Annotated in this window: 12 protein-coding genes; 3 read left to right on the top strand and 9 right to left on the bottom strand. The window is 64.6% G+C overall.

Annotated elements, in window-relative coordinates:
* Positions 1 to 25: 25 nt before the first annotated feature.
* Complete coding sequence (gene prmC / locus ACSU1G_RS03735) at positions 26 to 886, bottom strand: peptide chain release factor N(5)-glutamine methyltransferase (protein ID WP_439278544.1); 861 nt, start codon at positions 884 to 886, stop codon at positions 26 to 28.
* 110 nt (positions 887 to 996) lie between these two features.
* Here prmC and cysK point away from each other — a divergent pair, with 110 nt between their 5' ends.
* Positions 997 to 1,935 carry a cysteine synthase A gene (gene cysK, locus ACSU1G_RS03740; RefSeq protein WP_439278545.1) on the top strand — a complete coding sequence of 313 codons (939 nt, stop codon included), beginning with the start codon at positions 997 to 999 and terminating at the stop codon, positions 1,933 to 1,935.
* A gap of 16 nt (positions 1,936 to 1,951) precedes the next feature.
* Entirely contained in the window at positions 1,952 to 2,506 is a 555-nt protein-coding gene (gene epsC / locus ACSU1G_RS03745) for a serine O-acetyltransferase EpsC (RefSeq protein ID WP_439278546.1), read from the top strand.
* Positions 2,507 to 2,550: 44 nt separating this feature from the next.
* On the opposite strand, the gene ACSU1G_RS03750 is transcribed toward epsC, so the two are convergent.
* The 6 genes from ACSU1G_RS03750 to lysA form a co-directional block, all read right to left on the bottom strand.
* Positions 2,551 to 2,955 (bottom strand): hypothetical protein, encoded by a 405-nt coding sequence (locus ACSU1G_RS03750; protein WP_439278547.1) that lies wholly within the window; start codon positions 2,953 to 2,955, stop codon positions 2,551 to 2,553.
* A 31-nt stretch (positions 2,956 to 2,986) separates the two neighbouring features.
* Positions 2,987 to 4,066 (bottom strand): peptide chain release factor 1, encoded by a 1,080-nt coding sequence (gene prfA / locus ACSU1G_RS03755; RefSeq protein WP_439278548.1) that lies wholly within the window; start codon positions 4,064 to 4,066, stop codon positions 2,987 to 2,989.
* A 24-nt stretch (positions 4,067 to 4,090) separates the two neighbouring features.
* Positions 4,091 to 6,241 (bottom strand): transcription termination factor Rho, encoded by a 2,151-nt coding sequence (gene rho / locus ACSU1G_RS03760; protein ID WP_439278549.1) that lies wholly within the window; start codon positions 6,239 to 6,241, stop codon positions 4,091 to 4,093.
* A gap of 166 nt (positions 6,242 to 6,407) precedes the next feature.
* Positions 6,408 to 7,343 (bottom strand): homoserine kinase, encoded by a 936-nt coding sequence (gene thrB, locus ACSU1G_RS03765; RefSeq protein ID WP_439278550.1) that lies wholly within the window; start codon positions 7,341 to 7,343, stop codon positions 6,408 to 6,410.
* The gene (locus tag ACSU1G_RS03770) at positions 7,343 to 8,647 is read right to left on the bottom strand and encodes a homoserine dehydrogenase (protein WP_439278689.1); all 1,305 of its coding nucleotides are present in this window, start codon (positions 8,645 to 8,647) and stop codon (positions 7,343 to 7,345) included. Before ACSU1G_RS03770 ends, thrB begins: the two co-directional genes overlap by 1 nt.
* Before the next feature lie 20 nt (positions 8,648 to 8,667).
* Positions 8,668 to 10,077 carry a diaminopimelate decarboxylase gene (gene lysA / locus ACSU1G_RS03775; RefSeq protein ID WP_439278551.1) on the bottom strand — a complete coding sequence of 470 codons (1,410 nt, stop codon included), beginning with the start codon at positions 10,075 to 10,077 and terminating at the stop codon, positions 8,668 to 8,670.
* Positions 10,078 to 10,214: 137 nt separating this feature from the next.
* Here lysA and ACSU1G_RS03780 point away from each other — a divergent pair, with 137 nt between their 5' ends.
* Positions 10,215 to 11,267 (top strand): YhjD/YihY/BrkB family envelope integrity protein, encoded by a 1,053-nt coding sequence (locus ACSU1G_RS03780; RefSeq protein WP_439278552.1) that lies wholly within the window; start codon positions 10,215 to 10,217, stop codon positions 11,265 to 11,267.
* Here the strand turns inward: ACSU1G_RS03780 and ACSU1G_RS03785 are convergent.
* Both ACSU1G_RS03785 and argS read right to left on the bottom strand, forming a co-directional pair.
* Positions 11,264 to 12,100, bottom strand: coding sequence for a DUF2993 domain-containing protein (locus ACSU1G_RS03785; protein WP_439278553.1), 837 nt, complete (start codon positions 12,098 to 12,100; stop codon positions 11,264 to 11,266). The genes ACSU1G_RS03780 and ACSU1G_RS03785 overlap by 4 nt on opposite strands.
* A 61-nt stretch (positions 12,101 to 12,161) precedes the next feature.
* Complete coding sequence (argS, locus tag ACSU1G_RS03790; protein WP_439278554.1) at positions 12,162 to 13,826, bottom strand: arginine--tRNA ligase; 1,665 nt, start codon at positions 13,824 to 13,826, stop codon at positions 12,162 to 12,164.
* Positions 13,827 to 13,906: the final 80 nt, after the last annotated feature.

The raw sequence follows: 13,906 nt of genomic DNA on the forward strand, positions 1-13,906 counted from the left end.
CGGCGAACGCGGCATGGCTACGCCATCATGGGCGCAGCGCCGTCGTCGCGCGATCTCGACGGGTGAGATCGAGATGAGTGGTCGGCGCACGCCAGCCGTCCGTGGCGAGCAGAGTACGAATCTCCTCCCCCTGCAACTCACCATGCTCGATGACCAGAAGCCCGCCAGGACGCAGCAGCCGCAAGGCTCTGGTGCTAAGCACACGCACGATATCCAGGCCGTCCGGCCCGCCGTACAGTGCCATGGCCGGGTCAAACAGCCGCACCTCGGGATCACGCGGGATCGCTTCATCCGGAACATAGGGAGGGTTCGAAATCACGACGGCTACCGTCCCGTCGATCTCGTCGAGCGTGTCGGCGAGATCACCGTGCACGAGAGTGAGATTCTCGGCATCGGCGGTGTTGCGCGCGGCCCATGCATGCGCATCAGGCGAGAGTTCGACGGCGAAGACGCGCGAATGCGGAACCTCGCTCGCCATCGCCAACGCAATCGCTCCACTTCCGGTGCACAGGTCAACTCCGATCGGCTCCGGATCGGGAGCGTTCAACAGCGCATCGATCGCGAACTGCGCGACGATCTCCGTCTCCGGCCGCGGTACGAAGACGCCGGGGCCGACAGCCAGTTCAAGGTAGCGGAATGGCGCCACACCGGTGAGATGCTGCAATGGCTCGCGCGCAGCGCGCCTGACGACCAGTGCCTCGAATGTCTCAGCCTCCTGCTCGTCAAGAGTGTCGCCGCGCACGATGGCAGCCTGCACTTCTCCGCGGCGCAGACCCCGCAGGTGGCCCACAAGCAGTTCCGCATCGACAAGTGGATCGGTCACACCGGCGGCCGCCAGCCGCTCTGCGGCAGAGCGCACAACGGCGGCGAGGGTCTGTTCAGGCATCCCTCCAGCGTACGGTGTGAGCGTGACTCTCCTGCGTCACAATGCCCCATGCCCGTATGTACTCGCATAGGCTTTGTCACGCACCGTTCCCCGAGCGAAGGACCTGGCCCATGACCGGCATCCATTCCGACATCACCACCGCTTTCGGCAACACGCCGTTGGTTCGCCTGAACCATGTGACGGAGGGCCTTGATGTGACGATTCTGGCCAAGCTGGAGTCATACAACCCGGCTGGCAGCGTCAAGGATCGCATCGGCATCGCCATGATCAACGCAGCCGAAGCCTCTGGCGAGCTGAAGCCGGGTGGGACGATCGTCGAGTCCACCAGTGGAAACACGGGCATCGCACTAGCGATGGTCGGCGCCGCCCGCGGTTACAAGGTCATTCTGACGATGCCGGCATCCATGTCGAAGGAGCGGCGCGTGCTGCTCAAGGCATACGGTGCGGAGGTCGTGCTCACCGACCCGACTACGGGGATGAGTGGCGCCATCGAAGAGACCAAGAAGATCGTTGCCGAGACGCCCGGCGCTGTCTGGATCAAGCAGTTCGAGAACGCGGCAAATCCGCAGATCCACCGTGACACCACGGCGCAGGAGATCTTGCGGGATACGGGAGGCAACATCGACATCTTCATCGCCGGCGTTGGCACCGGCGGCACAGTGACCGGCACCGGTCAGGCGCTCAAAGCAGCGAAGCCCGATGTCCAGGTCATCGCCGTTGAGCCCAAGGACTCCCCCGTCCTCACCGAAGGACACCCCGGCCCGCACAAGATTCAGGGCATCGGCCCGAACTTCGTGCCCGCAGTGCTCGACCGTGAGGTTCTCGATGAGGTGATCGCGGTCGAGTTCGACGAATCACTGCGCCTGGCTCGTGAACTCGCGTCGAAGGAAGGTCTGCTGGTCGGAATGTCTTCCGGCGCTGCACTCTCCGCTGCGCTGCAGGTCGCCGCACGCCCCGAGAACGCAGGCAAGACGATTGTCGTGATCATGCCTGACACGGGTGAGCGCTACATCTCCACCGCCCTGTTCGAGGACCTGCGCGAGGGTTGAGCGCATGATCGGCCGAATGCGCGAGGATATCGCCTCCGCCCGCCTTCGTGACCCCGCAGCGCGCACCGGGCTCGAGATCGGGCTGCTATATCCCGGGTTACATGCCATCTGGGCGCATCGCGTTTCGCACGGCCTGTGGCGTCGTAAGCTGCGTTTCCTTGCGCGCGCCAATTCGCAGTTCGCTCGCTGGCTCACCGGCGTCGAGATACACCCGGGCGCCAAGATCGGCAGACGGTTCTTCATCGACCACGGTATGGGCATCGTCATCGGCGAGACCGCAGAGATCGGCGACGACGTCATGCTGTACCACGGCGTCACGCTCGGCGGCCGAACGCAGGATGCGACTGGGAAACGGCATCCGACCCTGGCGAACGGCGTCGTGGTGGGCTCTGGTGCAAAGCTGCTGGGGCCCATCCTGGTCGGTCGGAACACCGTGGTCGGAGCGAACGCCGTCGTCACGAAGGATGCACCGGAAGACAGCATCCTGGTCGGCGTACCGGCCCGCGCACATCGACGCAGCGGCCACGACGATTTCAGTGCACTGCGCATCGCCGCCGACTACTCGATCTGACCCCTAGCGCCGCGTGGCTCAGCGCGTGGCGCGTCCTGAGCCGGTCAGCGCTTGCTGCGACGCTCGGACACCTTGCGCTTGAGGAAGATCAGCGGCAGCAGAATCGATCCCAGCGCTGTGATCATCCAGACGATGACCGCGCCGAGGATCCATGCGGCGATGCCGCTGATACGCAGTCCGCCGATGGGCAGCAGCACGACGACAATCAGGGCGACCAGCGTGGAGAAGATGCCGATTCCGCCCATCAACACGGGCGCGTAACGGTCAGCGAGCTTTGCGATCCACGGGCTGAGGACGCTCTGCAGGACCGCGAAGATAGCGATGCAGATGACGAATCCCCACCACTTGTCCCACTCGATCTGGAAGCCTTCCAGCACGAGATCGGCGACGATGAGCCCGATCGCCGCAGAGACGAGATAGGTGAGGGAGCGGAACAGGAGTGTGATCACGTCCTGAGCCTAGCGCTGCACGCCTACGTCGTCAGGAAACGGAGCCGATTGCGGCGAGACGTGCTTCTTCGTCCGCCTGGATCGCACTCTCGATGATCGGGTCGAGTGCGCCGTCCATCACCTGGTCGAGGTTGTATGCCTTGAACCCGGTGCGGTGATCCGCAATCCGGTTCTCCGGAAAGTTGTACGTGCGAATGCGTTCGGAGCGGTCCATGCCTCGAATCTGCGATTTACGGGCGTCGGATGCCGCGGCATCCAGCTCTTCCTGCCGTTTCGCGAGGATGCGTGCACGAAGCACGCGCATTCCGGCCTCGCGGTTTTGCAGTTGCGATTTCTCATTCTGCATAGACACGACGATGCCGGTCGGCAGATGCGTGATGCGCACCGCGGAGTCAGTCGTGTTGACCGACTGGCCACCAGGGCCAGACGAGCGGAACACGTCAATCTTCAAATCGTTCTGACTGATCAAGACCTCTTCAGGCTCATCAACCTCAGGAAAGACCAGCACACCGGTCGTCGAGGTGTGGATGCGCCCCTGCGACTCTGTCGCTGGCACGCGCTGCACTCTGTGCACGCCGCCCTCGTACTTCAAATGTGCCCAAACGCCCTGCGCGGGATCCGAAGATGACCCCTTGATCGCGATCTGAACATCTTTGTAGCCACCGAGGTCAGACTCGTTTTGCTCCAGCAGTTCCGTCTTCCAGCCCTTGTGAGCCGCGTACTGGCTGTACATCCGCAGCAGATCGCCGGCGAAGAGTGCGCTCTCCGCACCACCCTCACCACCCTTGATCTCCAAGATGACATCACGAGCGTCATCAGGGTCACGCGGAATCAAGAGGCGACGCAGCTTCTCCTGGGAGCGCGCCAGGCCCTGTTCGAGGTCGGGCACCTCCGCAGCGAAGGCGTCATCTTCTTTGGCGAATTCACGCGCAGCAGCCAGATCGGCGGATGCTGCCGCCCAGGAATCGTAGGCGGCAACGATCCGGCTCAGTTCGGCATAGCGACGGTTGACACGCTTGGCGCGTGCAGCATCGGCGTGCACCGCCGGGTCGGAGAGTTCCTCCTGAACCTGGCGGTGTTCGTCGATCAGCGCTTGAACAGACTCGAACACGCCTATGCTCCGATCAGTGTCAGCTCAGCGGATGTTGTTCTCATGGCTGTGGCTGGAGCCACCGGCCACGGGAGCAGGCATCGACTTCTGCATCTGCACGAGGAACTCGACGTTCGACTGCGTCTCCTTGAGCTTGCCCAGCACGACCTCGAGGGCCTGCTGCTGGTCAAGGCCCGCAAGTGCGCGACGAAGCTTCCAGGTGATCTTGACCTCATCGGCCGAGAGCAGCATCTCTTCACGGCGAGTAGACGACGCGTTGATGTCGACGGCCGGGAAGATGCGCTTGTCGGCGAGCTGACGAGAAAGACGCAGTTCGCTGTTTCCGGTGCCCTTGAACTCCTCGAAGATGACGTCGTCCATCTTGGAGCCGGTCTCCACGAGTGCCGTGGCAAGAATCGTGAGCGATCCACCGTTCTCGATGTTGCGTGCGGCACCGAAGAAACGCTTCGGCGGGTAGAGCGCTGCGGCATCCACGCCACCGGAGAGCACGCGGCCTGAGGTGGGCGTTGCGATGTTGTAGGCGCGGCCGAGGCGGGTGATCGAGTCGAGCAGCACGACGACGTCGCGGCCAAGCTCCACGAGACGCTTTGCGCGCTCGATGGCGAGCTCGGCGACCGTGACGTGATCTTCGGCCGGACGGTCGAAGGTGGAGGCGATGACCTCACCCTTCACCGTGCGCTCCATGTCGGTGACCTCTTCAGGACGCTCATCTACAAGCACGACCATGAGGTGAACCTCAGGGTTGTTCTGCGCGATCGCGTTGGCGATCTGCTGCAGCACGATCGTCTTGCCGGCCTTGGGCGGCGCGACGATCAGGCCACGCTGGCCCTTGCCGATCGGAGCAACCAGGTCGATGATCCGCTGCGTCAGCTTCTCGGGTGCCGTCTCCAGCCGCAGGCGTTCCTGCGGGTACAGCGGAGTGAGCTCGCCGAACTCGACACGAGTGGCCGCGTCTTCGACAGACAGGCCGTTGATCGAATCAACCTTGACCAGAGCGTTGTACTTCTGGCGGCCTTGCTGCTCGTTCTCGCGCGGCTGCTTGATGGCGCCGACGATCGCGTCGCCCTTTCGCAGGTTGTACTTCTTCACCTGACCGAGCGAGACGTAGACGTCGCTGGCACCGGCGAGGTAACCCGTGGTGCGCACGAATGCGTAGTTGTCGAGCACGTCGAGGATGCCGGCGATCGGAATGAGGACGTCGTCCTCGCCGAACTCGGTGTCGAACTCGTCGGATGCTCCACCGCTGCGGCGCTTGTTGCGCTGGCGACCGCGGGCGTTGCCGTTGTCGTCGTCAGCGGGAGCGTTCTGCGGGGTGTCCTGGCCACCGTTCTGGCCGCGTCCACGGTTGCGGTTGCGGTTGCGGCTACGGCTACGGCTGGAACCCTCATCGCCGTCGTTCGAGTCGGAGCCGTTGTCACCGGCATCAGACTTGTCAGAGGTCGTGTCGTCAGACTGCTTCGTGTCGGACGAATCCGCCTGCTCAGTCTTGGCGCCCTGGGCACCCCTGCGGCCGCGGCCCGACCTTGCGGTCGGAGCGTTATCGGCGGGCTTGTCGTCCGTGGCACCGTCAGTGGATGCAGTGGATGCAGTGTCTGCAGTCGTTGCAGCGGCCGCAGTGTCGCTCGACGCGTTGTCGGCAGACTTTTCCTCAGCCGGTGCGGCTTCGGCGACGGGGTCAGCCTTCTTGCGGCGACCACGAGCGGGCGTCTTCGGCGCGGCTTCGACCGGTGCCTCGGCAACGCTGTCGGATGCTGCACTGTGCGATGCCGGCGCATCCGATGCGGTCTTCTTGGCAGCTGACGACTTGGCAGCTGACGACTTGGAAGCTGAGGATGTGTCAGCGGCGGCGCCGTCGGTCGCGGTGGAGGAAGCGTCAGCATCCACCGCGGGTGCGACATCAGCCTTCTTCGCCCGACTGCGGCGAGGTGCCTTCGCCTTCGGTGCTGCGTCAGCCGCAGGTGCGTCAGCCGCAGGTGCGTCGGCAGTGGCCGGCGCAGCAGCAGGTGCCTCGGCGGCAGGTGCTGCAGTTGCCGCCTGCTCAGCCTTGGCCGCCGCAGTGGCGGTTGTGGCACGGCGCGGAGCGCGCTTGCGTGGCGGAGCAGCAACGGCCGCTGTAGTGGGTGCCTCGGCCGCGTTTGCTGCCGAGTCGTTCTGGGTCTCGGAGAAATTCTCCACGAGTACTCCCTTATATGTCGCGGGAAATGAGCATGTATCGCGCACAACGGGTGCTGCGCGCAATCGCACAGGCAGGAACTTGGTGACTGCCAGCCAGAACGTTGAAAGCGGTTCTGGGGTTCTGTGCGGATCTCGCAGAATTGCGATGGGGGCCAGATTCACGAAATTACGTGTAGCCCTCCGCTCGATCCCTTACTGTACCACCACGTACGTCAACGGCCAGCATGAGGGCGTCCCACGGGGTGTCAGTAACGGAATCGGCGAGCTCCACTGCGTGCTGGCGATTGCCAGGGCCATCCGCGAGGACGAGCACGCTGGGGCCCGCACCCGAGACGACCGCAGCGAATCCGGCCGCGCGCAGCGCCGTGACCAGTCGGTGTGTCTCCGGCATGGCTTCGGCGCGGTAGTCCTGATGCAAACGATCTGCGGTCGCATCGAGCAGGAGCTCTGGGCTCTGTGTGAGGGCGGCTATCAACAGCGCGGAACGCGACACGTTGAAGACAGCATCCTCTCTTGAGACCTGCGGAGGCTGCAGTGAACGAGCCAGTGTCGTCGACATCGTGCGCTCTGGAACGAACACGAGCGGTGCGACACCGCGGTGCACCAGCAGTTTCTTGTGCTGCGGGCCGCGTTCCCCGGTCCACGCGATCGTGAGGCCGCCGAACAGCGCGGGCGCCACGTTGTCTGGGTGGCCCTCCAGCTCAGTTGCCAGACGCAGCAGGTCGGCGTCAGTGAAATCGACGTCACCCTCAAGAAGGCCCTTGGCCGCCAGTACACCCGCAGTTACGGCCGCGCCGGAAGATCCGAGGCCGCGCCCGTGCGGCACACCGTTGCGGGCATCGATGCGCAGACCAGGCATCTCACGACCGACGTCCTTGTAGACGTGCTCGATCGAACGGAACACCAAGTTCGACTCATCACGGGCAATCTCGGATGCACCCGAGCCGGTGACCTCAATCTCGAGTCGATCACTCGACAGCGCTGATACGGTCAGCTCGTCGTAGACGCTCAGCGCCAGGCCGAGCGTATCGAAGCCAGGGCCGAGATTCGCGCTCGTGGCCGGCACCTGCACCTGCACGACGCGCAGAGCGTCAGCGGCCATCACTCACCCTCCACACGCAGCACGGAAACGACGCGCTCGACGACAGCGCTCGACGACAGACGCTCGACGGCGGCACTCAACGCCTGCTCGGTCGCGCGGTGCGTGCCGATGATAAGACGTGCGAACGGGTCATCTTCCGACTCGATCGTCTGCACAAGAGTCGCGACCGAGACGCCGCCATCGCTGAGGATGCCCGCGATCGACGCGAGAACACCAGGCTGGTCAGAGACTTCGAGTGTGATCTGGTAGCGAGTGATGACGTGCCCGATCGGCACGGTCGGCAGATTAGCCCTGGTGGACTCCCCCACCCCGACGCCACCGGCGATGTGCCGGCGCGCTGCCGAGACGACGTCACCCAGAACTGCCGATGCGGTTTGCACCCCACCGGCGCCAGCGCCGTAGAACATCAGCGAGCCAGCCGCTTCCGCCTCGACGAACACCGCGTTGTTCGCCCCGTGCACTGAGGCCAACGGGTGCGTGCGAGAGACCAGTGCGGGGTACACGCGTACTGAGATCGACTCCGTACCGTTCACGTCGACCCGTTCGCACACCGCGAGCAGCTTGATGACGAAGCCCGCCGCACGAGCCTCTTCGATCATGGATGGCGTGATCTCAGTGATGCCCTCACGGTGCACCGCGTCGAGCGGAACGGCGGTGTGGAAAGCGAGGGATGCCAAGATCGCGGCCTTCTGCGCGGCGTCATACCCCTCGACATCGGCAGTCGGGTCAGACTCGGCATAGCCCAGGCGCTGCGCGTCGGCGAGCACCTCGGCGAAGTCAGCACCCTCGGTGTCCATACGGTCAAGGATGTAGTTCGTGGTGCCATTGACGATGCCCATCAGACGCACGACTCGGTCGCCCGCGAGCGAGTCGCGCAGCGGACGGATGATCGGGATGGCTCCCGCTGCAGCGGCCTCGTAGTGCACCGAAGCACCCACCTGATCGGCTGCTTCGAACAGCTCGGTGCCGTGCGTGGCGAGCAGTGCCTTGTTGGCAGTGACGACGTCGGCGCCGGAGCTCAATGCCAGCAGAAGATTCGCGCGGGCCGGCTCGATGCCGCCCATCAGTTCGATCACGATGTCGCTGCCGACGATCAGGCTCTCCGCGTCTGTCGTGAACAGCTCCTTCGGGAGGTCCACATCGCGCGGCGCATCGACATCGCGCACGGCGATGCCTGCGAGCTCGAGAATTGCGCCGGCACGGTCTGCCAGTTCGTCACCGTGGCGCAGCAACAGATCAGCGACCTGTGAGCCCACAGCTCCAGCGCCGAGCAGCGCCACCCGAAGTCGTCGGTACTGTGTCACATTGCTCCCTTGGAGGTAGGTCATCGTGTTCCTTCGTTCGTGCGGATCCCGGTATCGCGTGCCAGCAGGTCATCAAGGCTCTCGCCGCGCACGATGACGCGAGAAGTACCGCCTGAGACCGCGACGATCGCGGGACGAGGGACATGGTTGTAGTTGCTGGCCAGCGAGGCGCAGTAGGCACCGGTCGCCGGAACTGCCAGCAGATCACCCGGAGTGATATCACCCGGGAGATATTCATGATCGACGACGATGTCGCCGGACTCACAGTGCTTACCGACAACACGTGTCAGCACCGGAGCATGGACGCCGAGACGTGAGGCGATGCGAGCCGAGTACTGGGCGCCGTAAAGCGCAGTGCGGGCGTTGTCGCTCATTCCACCGTCGACGCTCACGTACAGACGGTTTGCGCCCGAGTCGAGACGCACATCCTTGGTCGTGCCCACGTCGTACAGAGTGACACCGGCGGTTCCGACGATTGCCCGCCCTGGTTCGAATGCGAGGATCGGCACGGGGATGCCGCGTGCTGCGCACCCCTCCGCGACCGCGGCGACGATTTCTGCAGCGAGCTGCTCGATGGGCGTCGGGTCATCGACTCTCGTGTACGCGATACCGAAGCCGCCGCCGAGGTTCAACAGCGGAACCTCACCGCCGGCGAGCAGCCGCTCGTGCAGCTCGAGCACGCGCGATGCGGACTCACGGAAGCCGGCGACACCGAAGATCTGCGAACCGATATGGCAGTGCAGGCCGAGGAACTCCAGGCTGGGCAGTTCCCGCACGCGCGCGACAACAGCCTCGGCATCCGCGAAGACCATCCCAAACTTCTGGTCCTCGTGAGCCGTCGCGAGGAAGTCATGGGTTTCGGCGTGCACGCCGCTGTTGACACGAACGAGCACGCGCTGCACGACACCGAGGCGGCTGGCAGCAGCAGCGATCCGTTCGACCTCGATCGCACTGTCGATGATGATCGTGCCGATTCCGACCGACACTGCACGTTCAATTTCGCTCACGGACTTGTTGTTGCCGTGAAAGCCGATCCGGGCGGGTTCGACGTCTGCGGCGAGAGCCACTTCGAGCTCACCGCGCGTGCAGACATCGACGTTGAGACCTTCTTCGGTCACCCAACGGGCGATGGCGGTCGAAAGGAATGCTTTGCCCGCGTAGTACACGCGGGCCGTTGTACCATGCGCGGCAGCGGCCGCGGTGAAGGACTCGTGGAAGGCACGAGCCCGAGCTCGTATCTCGTCTTCGTCGAGCACGAGCAGCGGCGTGCCGTGGTCGCGGACAAGCTCCACGGCCGTCGCTCCACCGAGCATGAGGACCCCGTCAGCATCGCGACTCGCGGATGCCGGCCATACGCCGGCTGCGAGGTCGTTGGCATCGTCAGGTTCGATGAGCCAGTCCGGGGCGAGCGAGTCTGCATCAGAAAGCACAGAGCACCAATCGTGGGAGGGAGCCTCGGGCCAGATCACGCCATTCGAGGTTGCCCCGATTCTATGGCAACTCGAAGAAGCCACTCGCATCCGAACGCCCCTCGCCCATCCGCGCGTCGAATCATTACGGTGAGGTTATGCACTCCACGCAGAACAGTGAATCCGAGCAGCAGAACAAGCCCGGTGGAATCGCGATGTTGATCAAGTCCGTGATCGCCTGGGCGCTCGCGCGCAGGATCGTGCGCGCTTACCTGTTGCACTCCGAAAGACGCGGCGCGATGCTCGCCGACAGCATCACCTATCGCGCGCTGTTCAGCGTGTTCGCCGCCGTTCTGCTCGGGTTCTCTATCGCGGCGATCTGGCTGGCGGGGAACGAGTCGGCGTGGGATGCAATCATCTCCGCCGTCGACTCTGCCGTTCCTGGACTGCTGGGACCGGGTGGCGTCGTCGAGGATCCGACATCCATCCCGGCTCCGAGTGGGCTCTCCATCGCGGGCATCATCTCGCTGGTCGCTCTGGTCGGCGCGGCGCTCGGTGCGATCGGGTCTCTACGTACGGCGGTGCGCACGATCGGCGGAGTCATACTCGATGACACCTTCTGGCTCTGGGTAATCCTGCGAAATCTTGCCTTGGCAGTCGGGATCGGGCTGTCATTCATCGTGGCGGCCGCGATGACTTTCGCGGTCGGGATCGGGATCAGCTTCGTGACAGATCTGCTCGGCCTTCCCGCGGATGCCGCGGGTGCTGTCTGGGGCGTTCGGCTCGTGTCGCTGTTCATCGTCTTCGCATTGGATGCCGTGCTGATCTTCGGTGTGTTCCGGCTGCTGTCCGGTCAGCGGGTCTCTGCGCGTGCGGTGTGGTCAGGGGCGTTGCTCGGCGCCGTCGGTCTGCTCGTGCTGCAGCAGTTGTCGAGCCTGTTCGTGGGAGGTGCCACCTCCAACCCGCTGCTGGCGTCATTCGCCTCGCTCCTGGCGTTGCTGATCTGGCTCAACCTCAGTGCGCAGGTGATCCTCATCGCCTGTGCCTACATCACCACGTTCGCTGAGGAGGAGCGCGATCGTGTGTCCGCCCGTGAGGGAGCACGCAGCTTCACCCAGCGACGCGTACAGCGTGCCAGGCAAGACGTGATGATTGCGACCAAGGCGCTACGCGCCGCCGAAGCAGCGGAAGCCGAGGAGCGGGGTGCCTAGCCGCACACGCCGTTCTGTTGCAGCGACTCGTCGGTCACGATCGCCCCGTCGACGTCGATGTCGATGACGGCCTCGGAACCATCGATTGACAGCCCCGTCACGGTGACTCCTGCCGGCAGCTGATCGGCGATGCAGATTCGTTGCGGCTGGGTGAGCTGCCCGGCGATATCGCCGAAGCGATCGGCAATCTGGGCCGCGTTCAGTGTCAGACCGGCGACCTGAAGTTCGATCGGCGTCAACAGCAGCTCACCGGCATCCACCCCCGGCTTCACGGTCAGCGCCACCGGGATCGGAAGGCCAAGAACGCTGAAGCTCCCGGATGCCGTGACATCGGGGGCGGCGAACGTGATCTCGTCGATCGGCAGATCAGCTGCCGCGACGAGCGCGGTGAACTGCTCCTGATCGATGCGCACTGTGCCGCTCGCGGCGGCGAGGTCGCCACCATCAAATTGGATTCCAGATGCCGTGACGTCTACCGCGCCGGTGATCCCGCCGATGGTGACTTGCTCGGTCGACAGGTGGAGCTCGTCGAGACCTCCCCCGATGAGCTGCGGCAGCAGGATGCCGGATGCATCGACGTCGAGCTGCTGATCGGCGGGAAGTTCGAGCTGTTCGATGACGATGCCGCGCACGATTCCTGGCAGGACGGCGCGAGCAACGAGTTCGGCCACGACGACGAGGACGGCGATCACCACGACAATGATCAGCACCACCCACGGCCAGCGCCGACGGCGCCTCTTCGACGCCTTGGGCAAATCACTGTCGGGGATGACGAGCGTTGGATGCTCCACCGAGGTGTCCGGATACGGCATGGTGGGGTTCTCATCGCTCATGAGACCATCCTGGCCGCTCGAGCGCACTCCTGGTTACAATCGCCGGGTTACAGGCGCTGAGCTACATCCGCTCGGGTGCGGAGACGCCGAGCAGGTCGAGGCCATTGCGCAGCACTTGACCTGTGGCGTCATTCAGCCACAGGCGGGTGCGGTGCACGCTCTCGATCGGGTCGTCGCTGAGCGGCGTAACCCGGCAGCTGTCGTACCAGCGGTGGTAGAGGCCCGCGAGCTCTTCCAGGTAGCGCGCGACGCGGTGCGGCTCACGCACCTCGGCTGCGAAGGCGACGATGCGCGGGAACTCCTGCAGGGCACCCAGCAGTGCGGACTCGGACTCGTGCGTCAGCGTTTCCGGAGCGAACTCGGAGCGGTCGACTCCCGAGTCAGCGGCGTTGCGGCCGACGTTGTGCGTGCGCGCGTGGGCGTACTGCACGTAGAAGACCGGGTTATCGTTCGTGCGCTTCTGCAAGAGCTCCGGGTCGAGGTCAAGCGGCGAGTCGGCGGGTGAACGCTCCAGCGAGTAGCGCAGTGCGTCGGTACCGAGCCAGTCGAGCAGGTCGTCCATCTCGATGATGTTGCCGGCGCGCTTAGAGAGGCGAGCACCGTTGATCGACACCATCTGGCCGATCAGCACCTCGACGTTCTTCGCCGGGTCCTGACCCGCGGCACCGGCGATGGCCTTGAGGCGGTGTACGTAACCGTGGTGGTCCGCGCCCAGCAGATAGATCTTGTTCTCGAAGCCGCGGTCACCCTTGTTCAAGTAGTAGGCGGCATCCGCGGCGAAGTACGTGTACTCGCCGTTCGAACGGCGGATGACACGATCCTTGTCGTCTCCGAAGTCGGTGGTGCGCACCCAGACGGCGCCGTCCAGATCGAAGACATGACCCTGCTCGCGCAATCGGTCGACCGCCTGGTCGATCAGGCTGGTGCCCGAAGCATCCTTCGCGTGCAGCGTGCGCTCGGAGAACCAGGCGTCGAACGGCACGTTAAAGCGGTCGAGAGAGTTCTTGATCTCGGCGAGCTGGAACTCGTAAGCCAGGTCCTCAGCCGCAGTCATCTGCTCAGCATCCGGCAGGTCGAGCAGATCGGGGCGCGCCTCGAGAACGCGACCGGCGAGGGTGGCGATGTACTCCCCCGGGTAACCACCCTCGGGCGTCGGCTCGCCCTTCGCGGCCGCCACGATGGACGAGGCGAAGCGCTGCATCTGAGCGCCAGCATCATTGATGTAGTACTCGCGGACAGCGTTCGCGCCGCTGGCGAGCAGCAGACGCACAATCGAGTCGCCCAGGGCCGCCCAGCGGGTGTGGGCGATGTGCAGCGGTCCGGTGGGGTTCGCCGAGACGAACTCGACGTTCACGCTGAGCCCCTGCTGCGAACTGTTGGTGCCGTATGCGGCGCCGGCTTCGACGATCGTCTTGGCAAGCACCCCTGCTGCCGCGGCGTCGAGTCGGAAGTTGATAAACCCAGGACCGGCCACCTCAGCGCTCGCGACGCCCTCGATCGATGCGACCTCGTCAGCGATGCGCTGAGCGAGTTCGCGCGGGTTCGTGCCGAGCTTCTTGGCGAGACGCATCGCGATGTTCGATGCCCAGTCGCCGTGGTCGCGGTTACGCGGACGTTCCAGCACCACATCGGCGGCATCGAGGTCAAGGGCTTCGTCGGGTCGCAGCGATGCCGCGATCGGCGTGACGACGGCGAAGATGGCTGCAGCGAGAGTATCGGGGTTCATAGCCCATCAAGTCTACGGCGCGTCGAGGCCCCATTTTTCCTCGCCGAGTTGGTGATACTCGGCCGATCGCTTACCCTCAT

The organism is Microbacterium sp. A93, assembly GCF_051842835.1.